General features: G+C 35.0%; 16 protein-coding genes and 1 other RNA gene. 13 read left to right on the top strand and 4 right to left on the bottom strand.

From position 1 onward, the window contains the following. The first annotated feature begins 21 nt into the window (after positions 1-21). From EC501_RS03665 to EC501_RS03695, 7 genes are all read left to right on the top strand, one after another. Positions 22-390 (top strand): YppE family protein, encoded by a 369-nt coding sequence (locus EC501_RS03665; protein WP_122970938.1) that lies wholly within the window; start codon positions 22-24, stop codon positions 388-390. After that, positions 383-2659: a DEAD/DEAH box helicase gene (locus tag EC501_RS03670; protein WP_122970939.1), complete on the top strand. Its 2277-nt coding sequence runs from the start codon at positions 383-385 to the stop codon at positions 2657-2659. Before EC501_RS03665 ends, EC501_RS03670 begins: the two co-directional genes overlap by 8 nt. Before the next feature lie 5 nt (positions 2660-2664). Further along, the gene (locus EC501_RS03675) at positions 2665-3918 is read left to right on the top strand and encodes a ribonuclease H-like domain-containing protein (RefSeq protein WP_122970940.1); all 1254 of its coding nucleotides are present in this window, start codon (positions 2665-2667) and stop codon (positions 3916-3918) included. 270 nt (positions 3919-4188) lie between these two features. Further along, the gene (gene gpsB, locus EC501_RS03680; RefSeq protein WP_122970941.1) at positions 4189-4494 is read left to right on the top strand and encodes a cell division regulator GpsB; all 306 of its coding nucleotides are present in this window, start codon (positions 4189-4191) and stop codon (positions 4492-4494) included. Between the two features lie 58 nt (positions 4495-4552). Next, positions 4553-4933, top strand: an RNA gene (rnpB, locus tag EC501_RS03685) — RNase P RNA component class B. A 418-nt stretch (positions 4934-5351) separates the two neighbouring features. After that, positions 5352-6494, top strand: coding sequence for a THUMP domain-containing class I SAM-dependent RNA methyltransferase (locus EC501_RS03690; protein ID WP_122970942.1), 1143 nt, complete (start codon positions 5352-5354; stop codon positions 6492-6494). A 91-nt stretch (positions 6495-6585) separates the two neighbouring features. Continuing rightward, positions 6586-8487, top strand: a complete 1902-nt coding sequence (locus EC501_RS03695) for an ATP-dependent DNA helicase (RefSeq protein WP_122970943.1) — start codon at positions 6586-6588, stop codon at positions 8485-8487. A gap of 66 nt (positions 8488-8553) precedes the next feature. On the opposite strand, the gene EC501_RS03700 is transcribed toward EC501_RS03695, so the two are convergent. Together EC501_RS03700 and EC501_RS03705 are read right to left on the bottom strand one after the other, a co-directional pair. Beyond that, positions 8554-8982 carry a PH domain-containing protein gene (locus EC501_RS03700; RefSeq protein ID WP_122970944.1) on the bottom strand — a complete coding sequence of 143 codons (429 nt, stop codon included), beginning with the start codon at positions 8980-8982 and terminating at the stop codon, positions 8554-8556. Positions 8983-9252: 270 nt separating this feature from the next. Beyond that, positions 9253-9708, bottom strand: a complete 456-nt coding sequence (locus tag EC501_RS03705) for a chemotaxis protein CheX (protein ID WP_122970945.1) — start codon at positions 9706-9708, stop codon at positions 9253-9255. Positions 9709-10143: 435 nt separating this feature from the next. Between EC501_RS03705 and EC501_RS03710 the strand changes: the two genes are divergently transcribed. The 4 genes from EC501_RS03710 (at position 10144) to EC501_RS03725 (ending at position 16681) form a co-directional block, all read left to right on the top strand. Next, the gene (locus tag EC501_RS03710) at positions 10144-13767 is read left to right on the top strand and encodes a dynamin family protein (RefSeq protein ID WP_122970946.1); all 3624 of its coding nucleotides are present in this window, start codon (positions 10144-10146) and stop codon (positions 13765-13767) included. Next, positions 13768-14574 (top strand): sulfurtransferase, encoded by an 807-nt coding sequence (locus tag EC501_RS03715; protein ID WP_122970947.1) that lies wholly within the window; start codon positions 13768-13770, stop codon positions 14572-14574. Positions 14575-14647: 73 nt separating this feature from the next. Then, positions 14648-14944, top strand: a complete 297-nt coding sequence (locus tag EC501_RS03720; RefSeq protein WP_122970948.1) for a hypothetical protein — start codon at positions 14648-14650, stop codon at positions 14942-14944. A 528-nt stretch (positions 14945-15472) separates the two neighbouring features. Beyond that, positions 15473-16681 (top strand): NAD(P)-dependent malic enzyme, encoded by a 1209-nt coding sequence (locus tag EC501_RS03725; protein WP_122970949.1) that lies wholly within the window; start codon positions 15473-15475, stop codon positions 16679-16681. A gap of 54 nt (positions 16682-16735) precedes the next feature. On the opposite strand, the gene pepF is transcribed toward EC501_RS03725, so the two are convergent. Further along, positions 16736-18544, bottom strand: coding sequence for an oligoendopeptidase F (pepF, locus tag EC501_RS03730; protein WP_122970950.1), 1809 nt, complete (start codon positions 18542-18544; stop codon positions 16736-16738). A 134-nt stretch (positions 18545-18678) separates the two neighbouring features. Between pepF and EC501_RS03735 the strand changes: the two genes are divergently transcribed. Both EC501_RS03735 and EC501_RS03740 read left to right on the top strand, forming a co-directional pair. After that, complete coding sequence (locus EC501_RS03735) at positions 18679-19170, top strand: YaiI/YqxD family protein (RefSeq protein WP_122970951.1); 492 nt, start codon at positions 18679-18681, stop codon at positions 19168-19170. Beyond that, complete coding sequence (locus EC501_RS03740) at positions 19167-20489, top strand: D-serine ammonia-lyase (RefSeq protein ID WP_122970952.1); 1323 nt, start codon at positions 19167-19169, stop codon at positions 20487-20489. The genes EC501_RS03735 and EC501_RS03740 overlap by 4 nt, the downstream gene beginning before the upstream one ends. 37 nt (positions 20490-20526) lie before the next feature. On the opposite strand, the gene EC501_RS03745 is transcribed toward EC501_RS03740, so the two are convergent. Next, positions 20527-21354, bottom strand: a complete 828-nt coding sequence (locus EC501_RS03745; protein ID WP_122970953.1) for a squalene/phytoene synthase family protein — start codon at positions 21352-21354, stop codon at positions 20527-20529. Positions 21355-21674 lie beyond the last annotated feature (320 nt).

Consider the following 21674-nt stretch of genomic DNA (forward strand, 5'->3'; position numbering starts at 1 on the left):
AATCTTAAGAGGGTACTAAAAATGGAATTAATCGAACAAACGAAACAGTTAATATACGAGTGTGATGCGTCAATAAACCGTTTTTATAAACAGCGGGAACTTGACGCAACACCTCAATTTTTTGAAGAAGTAAAACCTTTTGCAGATAACATACAATCTTTATTAATAGAGTGGCAACAAAATGCGTTAAATTGGATTAAAGAAAACAGACCGAAATATATGCATGAGTCGCAAATACAAAACGTTGTCGATGCAATGAATCAATTTGTCGTACAATCTTTTTATAAGGAGACAAGTAAAAAACGATTTATCCAGTCTGTCCAATCCGTCCATTACACGTTATCTTTCTTTTTACGTTATTTAGAAGGGGAGAGTGAAAAGGATGTTTAGTAAAAAACGGACGATCGATGATTTATTAATCGAATGGCAATATGACGAACAATTAAAACAAAATATCGTCCATTGGCAAACAATTGAAGCAACTCCGGCACGTTATTCCAAATTTCCGAACGAACTTCATCCCTCTATAAAAAAAGCATTAAATAAAAGAGGAATAGAGCAATTATATACTCACCAGCGGGAAGCCTTTGATTATGCAGTCAATGGTAAATCCTTTACTGCTGTTACACCAACTGCCTCTGGAAAATCACTTTGCTATCATTTACCAGTTTTGCAAAAAATTTTAGAAGATCAATCGAGTAGGGCCATTTATTTATTTCCTACAAAGGCATTAGCTCAAGATCAGAAGGCCGATTTAAATGATTTAATCGAGGATATGGAAGAGGAAATTTTAAGTTATACGTACGATGGTGATACAGCACCTGCAATTCGACAAAAAATTAGAAAAGCAGGCCATATTGTTATGACAAACCCTGATATGTTACATTCGGGAATTTTACCCCATCATACGAAATGGGTCTCCTTATTTGAAAACTTAAAGTATATTGTCATTGATGAGTTACATACATATAAAGGGGTATTTGGAAGTCATGTAGCCCATGTTATCCGACGTTTAAAACGTATTTGTGCTTTTTATGGAAGTGACCCAATTTTTATTTGTACATCCGCTACGATTAAAAATCCGAAAGAATTGGCTGAAAAATTAACAAATACCAATCATGAACTAATCGCCAAATCTGGTGCACCAGTCGGTAAAAAAACATTTTTATTTTATAATCCTCCAATTGTGCATCCGACCTTTGGTGTTAGACGAAGCAGTGTATTAGAAGTCCGTGATTTGGCGACCAGATTATTTGAAGCAGGTATTCAAACAATTGTTTTTGCCAAATCCAGAGTTCGAGTCGAAATGCTCGTAACTTATTTAAAAAGTTTAACGAAAAATAAAATTCAAGATGAATCTATTCGCGGCTATCGTGGAGGCTATTTACCAACGGAACGCAGGGCGATTGAAAAAGGATTAAGGGACGGTACAATCCAAATTGTAGTAAGTACAAATGCATTGGAATTGGGGGTAGATATCGGACAATTACAAGCATGTATTATGACAGGCTATCCGGGTAACATCGCTAGTGCGTGGCAACAAGCTGGACGGGCAGGGCGTAGACAAGATTCGGCTTTAATTATTTATGTGGCAAATTCCACTGCATTAGACCAATATGTCGTAAACAACCCTACCTATCTATTAGGTAGTTCACCAGAAGAGGCGTTAATAAATCCAGATAATATTCTTATTTTAATGGATCATTTAAAATGTGCCGCTTTTGAATTACCATTTTCTATTACAGATAGCTACGGGGAATTTGAAGTACAAGAATTACTTGAGTTTTTACAAGATGAAGGTGTATTAGTGAAAACTAGTTCAAACTGGTATTGGATGAGTGAACGTTTCCCAGCCCATGAAATTAGTTTGCGCTCTGCTTCCCAAGAAAATGTAGTCATTATTGATCAAACGGTGCCAGCAGGAACGAAGGTTATCGGTGAAATGGATACGTATAGCGCTATGACCCTTCTACATGAAGAAGCAATCTATCTTCACCAAGGAACACAATTCCAGGTAGAAATGCTCGACTGGGAAGAGAAAAAAGCCTATGTTCGTGAAGTAGATGTGGATTACTTTACTGATGCGAATTTAGCTGTTGAGTTAAAAGTTTTAAATGAAGATAAAACAAGTCAGCATAAAACCGCGTCAGTTAGTTATGGAGATATTAGTTTACTAGCGATTCCAACAATCTTTAAAAAAATCCGTTTCCAAACCCACGAAAATATTGGCTCAGGGAAAATTCATATTCCACCCCTTGAGATGCATACAAATGCTACGTGGCTGTCCTTTAACTTACCAGAAAATTGGTCAGAGGAAATGTTAACGGATGCTTTAACTGGCGCTAGTTATGCAATTGGGTCTTTTATTCCTCTGTATATTCAGTGCGATCGGAACGATTTAACGGTTGTACCTCAAGTGAAATCCGTTCATAATGATAAACCTACACTATTTATCTATGATAGTTATCCTGGAGGCATCGGGTTAAGCGAAAGGGTGTACGACATTTTAGTACCGATAATTGAGCAAACGATTGGTCATGTGCAAAATTGTCCTTGTCAAAACGGATGTCCTTCTTGTATTGGCGCACAAGATAGCTTTAGTGAAAGTAAACAAAAAGTCATCAAAATACTATCAATTTTATTAAATGAAATAGGATGAGCTCCATGTCATACGAAAATAAAATGATGCAATTAAAACAAATGCTTGGGAAAAAGAAAGAACAGCCTAAAAATAAACCTACTTTTCAAAAACCAGAAAAACCTTTCTATATAAATGAATGGCAAAAAGCTGGACTTGCATTAGTTGAAAATGATTTTGGCGTTTTATTTAAAAGGGAAGTGACGTATCCCTTTACGTTTCAACACGGTTTTTATAAGTTAGGCTTATTTTTTGATGCTGTTGAAAAATGGCAGAAGGCGACTGTTGAACATCCTTATGCTATTCATATAGATGAACCAGTCCTATTTTTTGATACAGAAACGACGGGTTTAAAAGGGGTAGGGACAAACATATTCTTATTAGGCTTATTAAGTGTAGAAGAGGATCAATTTGTCCTTACCCAGTATGTATTAGCAGATCCTGCAAATGAAGCAGCGTTTTTATTCGAATCTAAATTTTGGCAACAGTCAAAAACGATTGTATCTTATAATGGGAAAAGTTTTGATTGGCCCCAATTAGAAACAAGATGGACATTAAACCAAAATGTTTTACCGAAATTACGAAATCCTCGACAAATCGATTTATTACACAGTTCGAAACGAATATGGAAAAATAATTTGGAAAGAATGAAATTAACAAAAGTCGAGGAAGAAAAACTCGGATTTAGAAGAAATGGTGACATTCCGGGATTTTTAGCACCGATTATTTATACAGACGCTATCAAAAGCGGAAATGCATCTGCTTTAATGAAGGTACTATATCACAATGAATGGGACCTTTTATCTTTAGTGACACTCTATATCCATTCCACAAACCTATTGCTTGAAGGAGAATGGGAAGAGTCTGCTACTACGTATACAAACATAGGAAAATGGTATGGTGATTTAAAACAACCTCTACAAAGTGAACAAGTGTTAACGACTGTAACGGAAAATTATCAAACAGAAGAGGCTGGTCTTGCCCATTATTATTTAGCCTTTCAACAAAAGCGCAATGGAATGGTTGAAGAGGCTATCAAGTCTTTTCAAAAAGCACTTTCATTTGTTAACAATAGAGAAAAGCTAAAAGTATTGGAGCAACTTGCCATTTTATATGAACATCAATTAAAAGAATACGAACGGGCATTACATTACACAAATGAAGGATTGCAACTTTTAGAGAGCCAATCTTTTATAAAAAAGGATCAACAAATGAAGTATGTCATCAATTGGACAAGAAGATTGCAAAGGGTTGAAAAGAAACTAAAAAGTAAAATATAATAGAACATTATTTGAATGTCCTTTAACATTGTTGGTTATAAACAATGTACAAGCAATTATGGGAATAATGGGGAGTTATTTCCTGAATATTTTAAAAATAATTTCCCGGGTAAGCGCATAATCTGACATTTTTCTTCTATGGTATACTTCTATCAAATTTTTTCAAAAAGTTACCGTTAATTTTGTTAAAACAGTTTCTTTGAATCCCTTTTATTATATTCATATGATATAATTGAATCATGTACCGTATCGGATGGAAGGGCGATGTGAATGGAAATTAAATTAAATTCAAAAATAATATTAGAAAAAGAATTTAAAAAGGCGATGAAAGGTTATAGTGTTGACCAAGTCGATCAATTTTTAGATCAAATTATGGAGGATTATGACGTATTTGAAAAGGTTGTAGAAGAACTAGAAGAGCTTCGTGCTGAAAATAGACGTTTAAAAGAAGAACTTGAAAACAGTGCATCTCGCCGATCACAAGTTCAACCACCAGCAGGAAATACAAATTTTGATATTTTAAAACGTCTTTCAAATTTAGAAAAGCATGTGTTTGGCAGTAAGTTGTACGAATAAATTTACTAAACATCTTGTTTTTGTGATAATTTTTTAGTATAATTCTTTTATCATAGTCAAATTCGAGTAATCGCTGCAATGTTAAATTGTAGAGGAAAGTCCATGCTCACACGGCTCTGAGATGACCGTAGTGTTCGTGCTTACTGAAAAAATAAGGTAAGGCAAGCTATAGCTTGACGGCGGAAGGAAAACCTAAGTCTTATGATATGGTTGACACTTCCTGAAAGTGCCACAGTGACGTAGCTTTATTGGAAACAATAAAGGTGGAACGAGGTAAACCCCACGAGTGAGAAACCCAAATTATGGTAGGGGCACTCTCCTGAAGGAAATGAACAGATGGAGGGACGAAAGAGTATTCTTTCGTAGATAGATGATTACTACCCGATTCGTACGAGGCTTCGGCTGTTTGAGTACCCGGGAACAAAACATGGCTTATGAATTTCTATGATAACTATTCAATTTAAATGCGAAATGATAGAAATTTAAGAAATACTTGTTCAAAAATCACCTTGAAATTGATTATTTGAACAAGTATTCATTATGTATTTAAGAATTTTTACTCACATAAGAGGCTCTCCATCCTATTGGAGAGCTTTTCTTTTAGTGTATGGGAGAGTAAAATTTAGGGTAATATGCTAATGGTATCGTTTAAATACATAAAATGGAATTTGATTTTTCCAATACGTATTACATTATCGGTCCCAAAAGTTAATAAATAACGTAATTTTCTCATTTAAGAATATCCTTTTATTCTGAAGGTGAGGTTGGCATATAACAAGTTGTTTTAACTAAAAGAATTACAATTTACGTGAACTTTTTTCACAACCGTAATAACAACACCAAGGAGAAATTGTAGAATGACAAAATTTCAATTAGTAGCGACTGCGGCAATGGGGTTAGAATCGATTGTTGCCCAAGAAGTTCAAGATTTAGGCTATGAAACACGTGTGGAAAATGGAAAAGTATATTTTGAAGGCGATGAAACCGCCATTGCTCGATGTAATCTTTGGTTACGTGTAGCAGACCGTGTGAAAATTGTAGTAGCAGAATTCCCAGCCCACACATTTGATCAATTATTTGAGAATACAAAAGCAATTGAATGGGAGAAATTTTTACCTGTTGATGCGGCATTCCCAGTATCAGGTAAGTCGGTCAAATCGAAATTATTTAGCGTTCCGGATTGCCAATCGATCGTGAAAAAAGCAATTGTCGAACGAATGAAATTTCATTATAAGCGATTGGGCTTTTTAGATGAGTCGGGAGCGACATATAAAATTGAAGTTTCTATTTTGAAAGATGTAGCTACTTTAACGATTGATACATCGGGAGCTGGCCTACATAAACGTGGCTATAGACAATCCCAAGGGGAAGCGCCGTTAAAAGAAACGTTAGCTGCTGCTCTTGTGAAAATTTCCAGATGGAGTCCAAGTAGACCTTTTGTTGATCTATTTTGTGGTTCCGGTACAATTCCGTTGGAAGCTGCGATGATTGGGCAAAATATTGCACCTGGTTATAATCGTGAATTCATTTCAGAAGAATGGAATTGGATGAAAGAAAAAATATGGGAAGATGCTCGAAATGAGGCGGACGATTTAGCAAACTACGATCAACCTCTCGAAATTATTGGTTCGGATATTGATCATCGCATGGTAACGATTGCGCAAAGTAATGCGCTTGAGGCAGGCTTTGGTGATTTAATTACGTTTAAACAAATGCAGGCAACGGATTTTACAACAAAACTGTTAGATGGCGTTATTATTTCCAATCCACCGTATGGGGAACGTATTGGAGAAAAGGAAGAAATTGAAAACGTTATTCGTACATTAGGACAAATAATGAAAAACTATCCAACTTGGTCCGTATATATGCTTTCCTCAATGGAAAATTTTGAAGAGCTTTATGGCAAGAAGGCTACAAAAAAACGTAAATTATTTAATGGATTTATTCGTACGGATTTATTTCAATACTGGGGTCAAAAGTCAAAACGTGATAAAATTTAAAGTAAATTAAATTGGAAATTGAACGGAAGGAGAAATACTCCTTCCGTTTCCATGTCTTTATAATAGACGTGAGTATGAAGGAGATAAAAGAATGAGACAGTCTTTACCGTTTGAATTATCAAAAGATCGTTCCTTTTTCGACTCCCTTGGAGATTGGATGGGAGATGTTTTATATGATGAATTGCCTGAAAAAGGATTTGAATGTCGTGATGAACAAATTTTTATGGCATATCAAATTGAACAGGCATTAAAAGAAAAAAATGTTTTATTCGCAGAAGCCGGTGTTGGTACTGGTAAAACGATTGCCTATCTATTACCGGCAATTTCCTACGCCCGTTATACTGGTCGTCCAGCATTAATTGCGTGTGCAGATGAAACTTTAATTGACCAGCTTGTTAAAGAGGGTGGAGATATTTATAAATTAACCGAACACCTCGGTTTAACGATTGATGTTCGGTTAGCAAAGTCTCGCAATCAATATTTATGTTTAAAAAGATTTGAAGAGACTGAAAAAGTAGTAACAGAAGAATGGATCGATGATATTGCCATGTCTATTCCTGATGGTGTGTATGCCCAAGGTTCTATGTTAACGGTGAGTCCCTTTGGGGCGAGAAGTGACTATCCATCGGTTAGTGATGAAGATTGGCAAAAGGTTAATTATAACTCAATTATGCAATGTTCAGTTTGCGATATGAGAAACCGATGCGGTCAAACTTTACACCGAGCCCATTATCGTGAATCTAGTGATTTAATTATTTGTTCTCAAGATTTTCTAATGGAACATTTAGCAACGAAAGAATCACGGGAACGGGAAGGTCAATTACCATTGCTACCTGAAGTATCGATGATCGTTTTAGATGAGGGACATTTATTAGAATATGCAGCTCAAAATGCAATGACGGTTAAAGTACAAAGTTATACGATTGTCAACTTATTGGAACGTTTGATGGTAGATGGTGTTCGTGAAAAAACTTTATATGCAATGGAGAAATTACAAGATGATCACGAATTATTTTTCGATCAATTACGAGACGATGTAGTACCATCAGAAGAGGACAGAAAATCAATTCGAAAGTCAGAACGTTTACTTCAACTAGGGAAACAATTAATCGTTGATGTTGAAAAATTATTAGAAGAGTTTGTATTTGAATCTGAATTATATATGATTCCAGAATACGAATTAAATATGGCTGAAGAATTTCTAGAACAATATGAAGCAGCAATCCGTATTTTTATTGCTCAAGGAGATGCGGTCGATTGGTTAGAGGAAACCGATGGGGAAGAAACATTAGTCATCATGCCTCGTTTAATAACAGATGTTCTGGAAGAGAAATTATTCTCTAAAAAAATACCGATTGTTTTCTCATCGGCTACTTTATCGGTAAATAAAGATTTCTCTTATATTGCGTATAGCTTAGGCATTAAAAAATATCAATCCTTTAGCGTGCCTTCTCCATTTGATTATGAAGAAGTGATGAAAGTATATTTACATGACTTGAAGCAAGAGGAGAAAGTATCGAAAGTTGAAAAGTTATTACAGGATGGACAAAAGACATTAATATTATTTAAATCAAAACAGTCAATGTTGTCCTTTAAGTCGAAATTGTCTATGATGACAAAGTTAACAGTTGCCTTTGAAGGTGATCGGGAATTATCGGCTATTATTCGTGATTTCCAAGAGGGAACAGTAAAAACATTATGTTCATACCATTTATGGGAAGGGTTAGATTTACCAGAGGAAGCATTAACCCGTGTGATTATATTTGATTTACCATTCCCACCTCAAGATCCATTATTTGATGCGAAACGTGCCTTTGCCGAAAATCCTTTCGAAGAAGTGGAATTACCATTTATGCAATTACGACTCCAACAAGGAATTGGAAGATTGATTCGTACATCTAATGACTATGGTGATATTCACCTATTATTGAACGAAGAGGAGAGTATATATCGTTCAGAGTTTATAAACATTTTACCAGTAAATCCGATGTGAAAGTTTAAAAGCAAAAGTTCCATTATGGGACTTTTGCTTTTTTCATAGAAAAGGTTCTTCTTTATGCTATAAATTAGGACATCGTTTTTTTAATTCAGAAACGAAACGTTTTTTATCTGTAGGTGAAATTTTAACGCTCCCTAAAATACCTTTTTTATAAAAGATCTCAAGGCTATCTTTTGATGCCAACACCCGATAACCTGTAAAGAGTTCTGTTGTCTCTGTTAGTTTTGTTATGTCTTCATAAGGGATACGAGTTTTAAAAAGTCCGCCTTTTACGAGTAACGTATCTGGATTAAAAATGTATTTAATAGAAAAGGACGTCCATAAAATAAAGGCAATAGATAAGAAACATAAAGAGAGGACAATGATTACTTCTACTAACGTTTTGTCATTATCTAAAATGAGAGGAATTAAAAAGACAGCCATTATGATAAATAACGTAATGGATATAACAACAACAAAAAAGTTATCTACTTTCGAACGAAACTCCATCCTATTACCTCCTTAACATTTATACGGAAGGAAAAAGGGAAAGTTTCACTCTAAAAAGGAGTTTATGACGAAATTTCACATAATTGAACTACTGTTGAAAGGAAAATTGTTAAAATTTTTATGACCTATGAATACATTTATTTGTCGTTTAATAAGATAAAAGGCGAAGGATTTTTATTTTCAATTAAAACAACAACAAGAATGACTCCTTAAATCAATCTCTTAAAAAGTCATCCTTTTTGTTGTTTTAATAAAGAATGGAACAATCTATTACTCTTCGTCGATCGTAAATAGAATGGTAAGGGGACCGATATTTTCTAACATGGCAGGTAATTTAAATGCTTTTTCAAATCCACATAGTTTAGTTGTACCGACCATAACCGTTGGTGGTGTAATATCAACATTTAATGATTGTTGACCAACATGGGTACAAAGGTTTCCGGCAAACATATTTCCAAACTCTCCTGTAAAAGACTCTAACATTTCTCCTTCGATTGGAATTCCAAACATTTTAGTACCAATAGCGCTGATGGTGGATGAACTGCTATTAATAACAAGTCTTCCTTTAATATCTCCAATTAGACCGATTAAAACGCCCATTTCTTCTTGTATGTATGGTTGATTTAATACAGAAGGGGGTTGAATATTCATTTCCATTGGTAGAATCGTTTTTAATGAATGAATGGATCCATTTAAAACGGTTTGTATATGTTTTGAATTATTCAATAAAATCATCCATCCTTTTTTCTATTTTTCCCTATCTTACCATTGTTCTAGTATAATAGTATATGAAAATTATTATAATTTACATTCTTTTTAAGTCGGAAGTAGTATGAACTTGACGTTTTTACAAAATTTTTATTATAATTAGTGAAAATGATTCTCATTATAGGAGGTAAGAAAGAGTGGTTTATTTATTTGTTGCAGCAACAATTGTCATTTATGTTGGAGTTGGTACTTATGTACTAAAAAGAACAATTAAATCATAAAACATTCTTTTCTACCTATTAATTCCCCAACAATCATCATTATTTTTTAATCCCTCCCCTTTTATGTCAAAAAAATTCCCTTTCTGTTCATTTCTTTAGTAGCGAATTTTGTCTTTTTTATTATGATAGTATATAATTGTGACAAAAATGAGACAAAGGGGCATTTATTTGCATGAGTTCTTTTGATGAAAAAATTGAAAAATTATTACAGCAATCCGCTGTACAATACATAATTTATAAAAAAAATGAAGATACAGAACGGATGGAAAAACTTCATTTATTCGCCCGTAAACTGTTACAAAAGGAATATGTTATTGGATTTGCTGGTCATTTTTCAGCAGGAAAATCCAGTATGATCAATGCGTTATCAGGTGAAGACATATTAGCAGCAAGTCCTATTCCTACTAGTGCAAATATCGTCAAAGTGCATAAATCGGAAGAAGATTATGCCATTGTATATATGCATCATGAAAAACCAGTGAAATTTGAAGCAGGTTATGACTTTAAAACGGTTAAGGAGTTAAGTAAAAACGGTGAGCTCGTATCCCAAATTGAAATTGGCCATCGTGATTCCACATTACCTTTTGGGGTCACTGTAATGGACACCCCAGGAGTCGACTCTACCGATGATGCCCATGCGATGTCGACAGAGTCAGCACTCCATATTGCCGATGTCGTTTTCTATACGATGGATTATAACCATGTTCAATCCGAGTTGAATTTCCAATTTACAAAGCAATTAATGAAATACAATCCAAATGTATATTTAATTGTTAACCAAATAGATAAACATAAAGATTATGAACTTTCCTTTGAAGACTTTAAACAGTCCGTTCATCACTCCTTTGCAGCGTGGGGCGTTGAACCTAAAGGGATCTTTTTCACTTCATTGCGGGATTTTGAACATCCTCATAACGATTTTGAAACGGTGAAAAAAATCGTGATAGATTCGATGAAAGATTGGAAAGAACAGTTGATTGTTACCGCGGAAAATACTTTATTAAAATTACAAAATGAACATATCTATTATTTAGAGGAAGAAAAACAACAGTTATTGACCGAATCTGAAAATGTTTTAAGTGATGAAGAATGGGAAAATCATCAGGATATTTTGGAACAATACGAAAAATTAAAGCTTCAAACAGAATTATTTTCCATTGAAAATTGGAACGAATCCTTTAAAGAGAAAAGTAAAGAATTACTTTCGAATGCGGCTATTATCCCAGCTGACTTCCGCGAGAAATTACGGTTGTATCTTGAAAGTACTCAACAAGGATTTAAAGTGGGTGGTCTATTTTCTGCCAAGAAGAAAACGGAAGAAGAACGAAATCGCCGAATTCAAGACGTATACGAGCAATATAAAGTCATTTTACAATCCCAAATTATTGGCCATTTAAAAAATTTAATGAAACAATCATTAAAAGATGTTGGCGTATTGACAGATGAACGGGCTAGCAACATCGATTCGATGGCCTTTGATGTTCCATTTTCTTTAATTGAACAACAGGTTAAAAAGGATTCGTTAGTAACTGGTGATGCCGTTCTAAACTTTGCTAACCGAGTAGCGGAAGCAACGAAAAGATATTTCATTGAAGCAACGGAAATTTGGAGAGATCTACAAAAGGATGTATTGGCAGATGCCTCTAAACAACTTTCTGCCCCAGTAAAGGCAAAGTTAAAAGTGTTAGAAGAAAAAGTAGAAGCGATTCAATCGATAATAAAAGTTGATGAACAAAAACAGTTTGCTGAAAAAGAAATTAAAACTGCAACGAAAGATACGCGTAATGGAGCATCAAACCAATACAAAGCATGGCAGGAGAGTTATGAGCAGTCATTGAAAGACATTCGACCATTCGATCCTTCAATGCTCGTTGTTAAGGAGTCCAAAACGGAAGAAGAAACGGATTCAGTACAACAAACAGCCCATTATAATGAAAAAAGCGGTGAAGTCATTCAAGCTGCGATTCGAACAGCCAATGCAGTGAAAAAAGTTGACGGCTTTGAAGAAGTTGCTCAATTTTTAATGAAGAAGGTTGAACGTTTAGAGAAAAAGGATTTTACAATCGCCTTATTCGGTGCATTTAGTGCGGGTAAATCGAGTTTCTCCAATGCGTTAATGGGGGCTAAAGTATTACCTGTGTCACCAAATCCAACGACAGCGGCGATTAATAAAATTCGCCCTGTAACGAATGAACATCCTCATGAAACGGCAGATGTTCAATTGAAAACAGCAGAACAGTTACTAGAAGATATCCGTAGTTCTTATGAAGCTATCGGTATGTCGATTCATTCTTTACAAGAAGCATTTGAACGGGCAGAAGAAGGCGTTGCAGTACAATTAACCGATGAACGTCTTAATGTACACAAATCCTTTATCCGTGCTTTTGCCCACGGTTTCAAAACGTACGAATCCCAATTAGGTCAAACTTTACGTGTAGACCGGGAAGAGTTCGAGCGTTTTGTTGCGGAAGAGAGTCGTTCATGCTTTGTTGATAATATTGATTTTTATTATGATAGTCCATTAACTCGTATGGGTGTTACCCTTGTTGATACACCAGGAGCAGACTCGATAAATGCTCGCCATACGGGAGTAGCCTTTGACTATATTCGTAATGCAGATGCTATTTTGTTCATTACGTATTACAATCATGCCTTTGCAAAAGCTGACCGGGAGTTTTTAATTCAATTAGGTCGTGTGAAGGATGCCTTTGAATTAGATAAAATGTTCTTTATTGTAAACGCCATTGATCTTGCTTCTACGAAAGAAGAAGAAGAGGACGTAAAAAATTATGTTAAAACAGAACTTCAACGATTTGGCATTCGATTCCCTAAATTATTTGGTGTTTCAAGTTTACTTGCCTTAAAGGAAAAAGTGGAAGGTACCGATCTCCATTCAGGTATGGAACCGTTTGAAGAATCGTTCCATCACTTCTTAAATGAAGAATTGGCCTCTATTGCGGTACAAGCATTGCACGAGGAAGTTGAAAAAACACAGCAACGACTATTTGACTTAATTGCTCAGACGGAAGAAAATTTAAAGCGAAAAGATGAGCGATTAAAAGAATTAGAAGAGCTGGAACAGCATATAGAAAAAACGTATAGTAGTGCTTCTACTAGCATGTTAAAAAGCGATATGAAGCAAGAGTTGGATGAACTTCTTTACTACGTTATGCAACGCGTTTATTATCGATATCCTGATTTCTTTAGAGAAGCGTACAATCCTTCAGCATTTTCATCTAAACCAGCACAAGCTGCGCTAGAACAAGCGTTAAAGGAGACGATCCATGCTCTAAGATTTGATTTTGCCCAAGAACTACGGGTGACAAATTTCCGTTTAGCCCAATTTATACAAAAACGTATTCAAGAACGATTCAAAGATGAAGTAAGGTCATTAAAAGAGTTAAACCCAAGCTTCTCCTTTATTTCCTTTGAGTCCGAAGAACCAAGTTTGTTAGATTTTAAAGGACCGTTTGACGACGAGAAAAAATATGCATCGGTAAAATCTTACTTTAAAAATGCAAAATCCTTCTTTGAGAAAAATGAGAAGGAACAATTGAAAGCAACTTTAGAGGAGTTAACGAAACCAGATGCGCAAAGTTACTTAGATTATGAAAAAGAACAAATTTTGCAATGGGCTGCCCAATTAATTGATTTAAAAACGAAGGAATTAAACGATCATTTATTGAAACAAGCGTTAAATCAAATTGAAACAGAACGTCTATTACTACAAGAAGAAAGCCGATTAGCGTCTTGGAAAACGATTTATTCGGAATTACAAAAGACGGAGGTAAAGTAGATGGGGAATGTGTTTATTGATGCTTCAAAGGTTACAAAGGGACGATTTATCGATACGCGTTTTAATTTGCAAGATAAACTTTGGGGGCAAAAGGTGTTTGAACAGGCTCATATAGAGGGGGCGCTTTTCTGGGATTTAGAACGGGATTTATCCGATATGATAAAAACAGAAGGGCGTCATCCGATGCCGTCAAAAGAAAAACTACAAAATTTATTTGAAACATCTGGGTTAAATTATGAAGATACCATTTATGTTTATGACCAAGGTGGTGCTCCCTTTGCTGCCCGGGCATGGTGGATGTTAAAATATGCAAATTTCCCAAATGTTTTTATTGTAAATGGGGGCTATGATGCCTTAATTGAAGCAGGTTGGCAATCATCAGCGGAAGTTTCTGTTTTTCCACCGACGCAGCTTTCAATTACTTGGAACGATTCCATCTATGCAACAAGACAAGATGTGAAAAGGATCGTAGATGGTGTTGACAAAGCGATTCTTTTAGACGCGCGGGCGAGGGTGCGTTATTTAGGCGAAACAGAGACGATTGATAAAGTAGCTGGCCATATTCCGACTGCGAAAAATTTTGACTGGGAACAGTTGAAAGAAGGAACATTCCTTCGTGGGAACGAATTATTACAACAGCAAGTACAAAAGGATGAACAAATTGTAGTTTATTGTGGTTCGGGGGTAACGGCATCACCTTTATATGCCGTGTTAGCTGATTTAGGATACGATGACTTAAAGTTATATGTCGGTAGTTACAGTGACTGGATTACACAATACGATATTGAAACGGGTGACAATAACTAAGTTCTTATTGGACAAATCATCTTTATGAAGCGTTGTACAATTATGTCGCTTATTAAAAAGGAGAAATGACATTTTGAAAGTAATTTTAGAATTAATTCGAATTTTAGCGATATCATTCATTCTCGGAAGTATAATGAGTGCCATGATGACTATTATTTATCGATTATTTTCTGTAGATATTACGAATACAAATGGTGTTTTTTTAGTCGGAATAGCCATTTTCATATTGCTCTTCGTATTGTATAGAAATAAACTTCAATTTTCAGGTTTTTATGATGGGGAAGGGAAAATAAAACTTTCCAAAAAGGTAAGTTGTTCTCTTATCTCCCTTTCTGTTTTCCTATTTATCATGGCGCCTTTTATTCAGTAGGTTATCGAACGTGTAAATGAATAGCACAATTTTTATTCAACAGCACTCTTTGTTAAAGAGTGCTGTTTTTTATGGTTATTTAAATAAAATGACCACAACATTTTGGATTAAATGGAGAAAATGCATCATTCTAAATAAATAATAGGCATGAAGTCTGACTGTAATATGTGACGAAATTGTGAACTGATGGGTTGCTTTTGTGAAATTTTGAACAGAAGACATTGTGAAAGATTTCATATTACGATTGAAAAAGTAATACGTGTTTTATTTCACACAATGGCATTCAACGAAATAGAGTTTTATAAAAAGTAAGGGGTTGCAAATATTATATTAATAAAATAAAAATATTGAAAAATACGTTTGAAATTGTGGTTGTGAAAAAATGAGCAAATGGCATAAATATTGTAATAATAACGTTTTGTCAATTTGATTTGTAATTTTTCGCTATTTTTTGTTGACTCTGTTTTGTTAAAGCGATATTATTCAAAACTATATAAACCAAATTGGAATTTGGAAAGGGTGGGTATTTTGGATTTAATGAAAAAATCAATTGAAATGCACGGTCAACATAAGGGGAAAATGGAGATTGTTTCGAAAGTACCTTTGAAGGATACGTACGATTTAAGTTTAGCTTATTCACCAGGGGTTGCAGCACCATGTTTAGCAATCCAACAAGATCCGTCCACTGTATATGACTACACAATGAAAGGAAATCTTGTAGCGGTTGTAACAGATGGTACAGCAGTATTAGGATTAGGTGATATCGGACCAGAGGCTGCATTACCGGTTATGGAAGGAAAAGCATTGTTGCTAAAAAGGTTTAGTAATGTAGATGCAGTACCAATTTGCTTAAATACAAAGGATGTTGATGAAATTGTTCAAACGGTAAAATTAATTGCTCCAACTTTTGGTGCAATTAACTTAGAAGATATTTCAGCTCCTCGCTGTTTTGAAATTGAAGAACGTTTACGGAATGAATGTAATATTCCAGTATTCCATGATGATCAACACGGAACAGCAATCGTGGTAGGTGCTGGTTTGTTGAATGCAATGAAGTTAGTGGGCAAAAAAATGGATCATATGAAAATTGTCATTAATGGGGCAGGAGCTGCTGGAATTGCTATTTTACGTATTTTATTACATTTAGGATTTAACAATGTTGTTATTTGTGATACGAAGGGTATTATTTATAGTGGTCGACCAACTGGAATGAATCCAATGAAAGATAAAATTGCCCATTTAACAAATCCTGAAAATTTACAAGGTAGTCTTAGTGATGCATTAATTGGAGCGGATGTATTTATTGGTGTTTCTGTAGCTAATTTATTGACGAAAGAGCATATACAATCAATGAAGTCTGATTCCATCGTATTTGCCTTGGCAAATCCAAATCCAGAAATCACCTATGAAAATGCAAAGGCTTGGGGAGTTCGTGTTATTGGAACAGGACGTTCAGATTATCCAAATCAAGTAAATAATATGTTAGCTTTCCCAGGAATATTTAGAGGTGCTTTAGATGTAAGAGCTACGGCGATTAATGAAGAAATGAAGTTAGCTGCAGTAGAAGCAATTGCTTCATTAGTATCAGATGAAGAGTTAAGTGAAGACTTTATTATTCCAAAATCGATGGATGAACGGGTAGCTCAAGTGGTAGCAAAAGCGGTTGGAAAAACAGCTATTCAAACCGGTGTATCTATTTTATATAAACAGTCATTAAATAGCGAATTAGTAATTTAAAAAAAGGGCTACATGATCTATTTTTTCAAATAGATCAGTGTAGTCCTTTTCCTCTTATGCCTTTGTTTCTTCTACTATTTCATTTGTTAATTGTTCAAGCTGGTCTATTAAAGAACCGATAAATGCGATTGTATCTTTTAATGGTTGATCTGTCGTAATATCGACTCCTGCCATTTTAGCAAGTTCTACTGGAGTTTTTGTTCCACCAGTTTTCAATACATTGATCCAATCTTGTACAGCTGTCTCTCCTTCTTGAAGAATGCGCTGAGAAACTTGAGTAGCGATAGTTAGTCCAGCTGAGTAAGTGTATGGATATAAGCCCATATAATAATGTGGTTGGCGCATCCAAGTAAGCTCTGCACCTTCAGTAATTTCAACAGCGTCTCCCCAGAAATCTTCTAATACGTTGCGTTTAATTTGATTTAAAATCGATGCATTTACACTACCACCTTCATCGATGATTTCGTAAACTTTACGTTGGTAAGCAGCCTCAAGTAAATGGGTAACGAAATTATGATAGTAAGTACGGGCAATAATTGTTGAAATAACCCAACGTTTAAAGCGAGGATCATTTGAATTTGCAAGTAAATGATTGGCCATTAACATTTCATTCATTGTAGATGGTGCTTCGATAAAGTATAAAGATGGTCTTGAATTGAAAATGTTTTGTTCGCCATGGGCTAAATAGAAATGGCCCGCATGACCTAATTCGTGGGCTAAGACAAACACTTCGTTCATACGGCTCGTCCATGAAATTAAAATGTATGGATGATACCCATATGGGCTTGAACAGAAGGCACCCGTTGACTTTCCTTGATTTTGAGCAAAGTCAATCCAACGCTCATCAAAGGCACGGTTTAACATGTTTTGATAATCTTCCCCCATAACGGCTAAACCGTCGAGCATATATTGGCGCGATTCTTCAATTGAAATTTTTGGTTCATATGTCGGGTCTAAAGAAATTTTTAAATCTGCAAACGTCATTTTCTCTAATCCATGTACTTTTTGTAATAGCTTTGCATAACGACGCATATGTGGAGCTAACTCTGTTGTAATTAAATCAATTTGGCGATTATAAAGTTCGCGGTCAACCTTTTGATCAAAAAGGAGGGCATCAAAAACGGAATCGAAACCACGCAAATCAGCATCTGTTTTTTCAATTTTTAAATGGTTGTCATACGTTTTAGCTGTCGTATGTTGATAATCACGTAACTTAGTAGAGAAGGCTTCAAATGCAGCGCGGCGAATGGCTGTATCACTTTCTAATTCCCAATCTCCTTCAAAGGAATTGTAGCTAAGTGGATAACTTTCCCCATTTACTTCGAAATTATCAAACTTCATATCTACTAATTTCGTCGTATTATATAGTTCATAAGGTCCGTCAAAGGTAGAACCGAAAGCGGCTAAAGCTTTTTCTGCTTCTGGATGCAATTGATAAGGTTTTTGACGTAACACGTCATCAATGTAATGTTCAAATTGAGGTGCTAACTTTTTAGCCTCCATTAAAACGTCTTCATTCAATTGAAGAAGTTCACTTGTAATGAAAGAAAGTTGAGCGCGAACTTTTGAATAATTTTGCCCTACTTTAGCTGAACGCATTTGTGCTTCATCATTTGTTTGATCTTCACTTAATGAAAGACTTGCATAGGTTGAAATAGGGACCATTTTTTCATATAAATTTTGGTAAGCTGTTAGAACTAAGGTAACTTTTTTTGCACTATCGATTTTCCCTTTAAATTCTTCTTCAATTTGATTGGATACTTTTAGAACGTTTTTCATTGCTTCTTCAAAGGCTTGTTCTGTTTCGAAAAGATGGGATAGATCCCAAGTTTCTTCTAATTTAACTTCGCTTCTTTTTAACATTCCTTTTCCTCCCTTATTCCGGTAGTCGAAATAAATTGTACCATAAACTTTTCAATATGAATATCTATTGAGCGAAAATTCGAACATTTAATTTGTTAATTTAGATAGAATATAATGTAAGGAATCAATGTAAAATGATTTATTATAGGAGGGGATTAGAGATTTTACAATTACTAATTGATGCTGATGCATGTCCAGTTATTGATTTAGCGCTAACTGTCGCATCTCAATACGATATTAAACCGATTTTATTCTGTGATACTTCCCATCGGATTGAAAGGGAAAATGCGATGACAATTATAGTACCAAAAGGACCGGATTCCGTAGACTTTAAATTGGTAAACGCAATCAATAAACATGATATTGTTATTACTCAAGACTATGGCCTTGCAGCAATGTGTATAGCTAAGGGTGCCTTTGTTGTTGATCAAAACGGTCGAGAAATGACGTCAGAAAATATTGATCAGTTGCTTGCTATCCGTTATGAAAATGCAAAATTAAGGCGTGCAGGTGGAAGAACAAAAGGACCGAAAAAAAGGACAGAACAAAATAATTTAAACTTTAAAAATTCCTTTCAACGAATATGTGAAAAAGCTGTATTAGTAAAGGGGGAAGGAAATCGGTGAGGGAAAATAAACAAATAAATCAATTATATCAACAACATCCTTTACTGAAGAAAATCGCTTCTCTGAAAAAGGTTTTGTGGCTTAATCCGTTTGAAGCCCGTGATAAAAAAGTAGAATCTTTTTCTTTTCATAAAGTATTAGATGCAGAACAAAGGCTTAAACGCTTTTCGTCTTATTTAAAAATAGCCTTTCCTGAAACTGAATACTGTAACGGTATTATTGAATCGGATATTAAAAACATATCGAATTTTAGACATTGGTTACAAAAGAGTGGTGATGTTAGCATACAGGGGAAACTATTGTTAAAGTGTGACCATGCCTTACCTATTTCTGGCTCGATTAAAGCGAGAGGTGGTATTTACGAAGTATTAAAATTTGCCGAACAACTTGCTTTAGAAAATCAAATGATTCGTCTAGAAGATGATTATTCCATTTTTCATTCTGAATCTTTCCGAACATTTTTTAACCAGTATAAAATCGCAGTCGGTTCAACTGGGAACTTAGGGTTAAGCATCGGTATTATAGGAGCGAAGCTAGGCTTCCAAGTAACCGTACATATGTCTGCTGATGCGAAGGAATGGAAAAAACAATTACTTCGTCAAAAAGGTGTAGAAGTCATTGAATATATGTCTGATTATAGTAAAGCAGTGGAACAAGGTAGAAAACAAGCAGAGCTAGATCTAAAGTGTCATTTTATCGACGATGAAAATTCACAGGATTTATTTGCTGGTTATGCCGTTGCAGCCTTAAGGTTAGAAAAACAATTAGCGGATGCTAATATTAAAGTCGATGCAAATCATCCCCTATTTGTTTATATACCTTGTGGAGTAGGGGGAGGTCCTGGTGGAGTTGCCTATGGATTAAAGCAACTTTATGGGGAACATGTACATATATTTTTTGGTGAACCACTGCAATCTCCTTGTATGTTAATCGGTATGATGACAGGTTTACATGATGAAATCTCTGTTGCTGACATTGGTCTAACGAATAAAACCGAAGCAGATGGATTAGCAGTAGGAAGGGCTTCGAAATTTGTTGGGAAAGTAATGGAGCCAATCATTAGCGGTTGCTATACTGTGGATGAATCTTTCTTATTTCAAAGCTTACGACGGTTAAATGAAATGGAACAAATTTTTGCAGAACCTTCTGCCCATGCAGGGATTTACGGTCCCATCGCCTTATTTAAAAATGGGCAGCAATATATCGAACGTAATCAATTATCCGATAAAATGGAACAAGCGACCCATCTTATTTGGTCAACTGGTGGTAATATGGTGCCGATAGATCAAAGACAACAATATTTACAAAACAGCAATTAAAAAAATGCCCTAAACGTTTACGTCTAGGGCATTTTAATTAGTCAGCTTGAACTTCTTTTACAGTTCGTTCTACTTCTTCTCTTGTCATTTTTTCTTGGCCATTTTTCATTGCCTTTAACGTTTTATGGGCTAATGCAAGGGGCAGTCGGCAGAACAAAAGAATAGATCGTTTATGAATATCTTTCATATATAAATCGGCTTTTTCTAAATTTTCTTCAGCATATGCAAATAAATCATTACGTGTCCAACCTTCTGGAACGAAGCTTACACCCCGCTCTTCCATATCTTCCTGTTGGTTACGTAAAATGTTTACTAATTGTAGACCGCGACCGTATCCAATAGCTAATTCCCGATCCGTTTTTATCCCTGCATTCCATTCCCAAAGTTCTGAAAGCATGACGCCTACTAGTCCAGCTACATAATATGTATATTCATCTAAGTCTTCTTTCGTACGAACTTGGAAATTAGATTTAGACCATTTCCCCATGCCATCTGCCATTTCACTCGTTGCATCTTTTACGATTTGTTCAGCTCCTGCGGGAATTAAACGAATCCAATCGGCAAGTCGTAAAGTAACCTCGGGCATAAAATCTTTTACAGGACGAAGAATTTCTAAATATTTTTCCTCATTAAAAGTTTTCTCTTTTAACAAGACACTAACATCTGCCAACATGGCGTATTTTAATTCGTTTGATACTTCTGCATGTTCATTATCTTCAATTTCATCGATTGCACGCATCATTAAATAAGCAGTAGCAACAGCCGTTTTCAACTCTTTTTGTAAAAATGTAATTGGAATATAAAAAGTCCGACTCGTTTCCTTTAATACTCGCATTGCATCTTTTAGGAGTTCTTTGTCATTCATTCACATGTTCCTCCGTTCATCACATACATCTATATTATGTTACATTAAATTTCTTCAATTGAGAAATAGAAACTCTAATTTTTTACATGAAATTAATTTTGTATGATAACGTTTCTCCAATTAAAAGTTATTATATTCTACTTTTATAGGTGTTATAATGTCTTTGTGACATTGTTATGTCAGTATTATAAAATTTCGTTACAATAAATAATAGAAATTACAAGAGAGAAGCAATATTAATATTGAAATAGATAATGGGATTTTAAATATATCAATATAGTATAACATCGTTATTTATCTTTCCATATGTGCTCAATTGT

Origin of the sequence: Lysinibacillus halotolerans (assembly GCF_003711845.1) — a bacterium.
Classification (GTDB): Bacteria; Bacillota; Bacilli; order Bacillales_A; family Planococcaceae; genus Ureibacillus; species Ureibacillus halotolerans.

Bases quoted from the DNA above. Each gene is read 5' to 3' on its own strand.
- EC501_RS03690 (WP_122970942.1), top strand. From the start codon at position 5,352: ATGACAAAATTTCAATTAGTAGCGACTGCGGCAATGGGGTTAGAATCG.
- gpsB (WP_122970941.1), top strand. From the start codon at position 4,189: ATGGAAATTAAATTAAATTCAAAAATAATATTAGAAAAAGAATTTAAA.
- EC501_RS03735 (WP_122970951.1), top strand. From the start codon at position 18,679: ATGATTTATTATAGGAGGGGATTAGAGATTTTACAATTACTAATTGAT.
- EC501_RS03710 (WP_122970946.1), top strand. From the start codon at position 10,144: ATGAGTTCTTTTGATGAAAAAATTGAAAAATTATTACAGCAATCCGCT.
- EC501_RS03700 (WP_122970944.1), bottom strand. From the start codon at position 8,982: ATGGAGTTTCGTTCGAAAGTAGATAACTTTTTTGTTGTTGTTATATCC.
- EC501_RS03695 (WP_122970943.1), top strand. From the start codon at position 6,586: ATGAGACAGTCTTTACCGTTTGAATTATCAAAAGATCGTTCCTTTTTC.
- pepF (WP_122970950.1), bottom strand. From the start codon at position 18,544: ATGTTAAAAAGAAGCGAAGTTAAATTAGAAGAAACTTGGGATCTATCC.
- EC501_RS03715 (WP_122970947.1), top strand. From the start codon at position 13,768: ATGGGGAATGTGTTTATTGATGCTTCAAAGGTTACAAAGGGACGATTT.
- EC501_RS03675 (WP_122970940.1), top strand. From the start codon at position 2,665: ATGTCATACGAAAATAAAATGATGCAATTAAAACAAATGCTTGGGAAA.
- EC501_RS03745 (WP_122970953.1), bottom strand. From the start codon at position 21,354: ATGAATGACAAAGAACTCCTAAAAGATGCAATGCGAGTATTAAAGGAA.
- EC501_RS03670 (WP_122970939.1), top strand. From the start codon at position 383: ATGTTTAGTAAAAAACGGACGATCGATGATTTATTAATCGAATGGCAA.
- EC501_RS03665 (WP_122970938.1), top strand. From the start codon at position 22: ATGGAATTAATCGAACAAACGAAACAGTTAATATACGAGTGTGATGCG.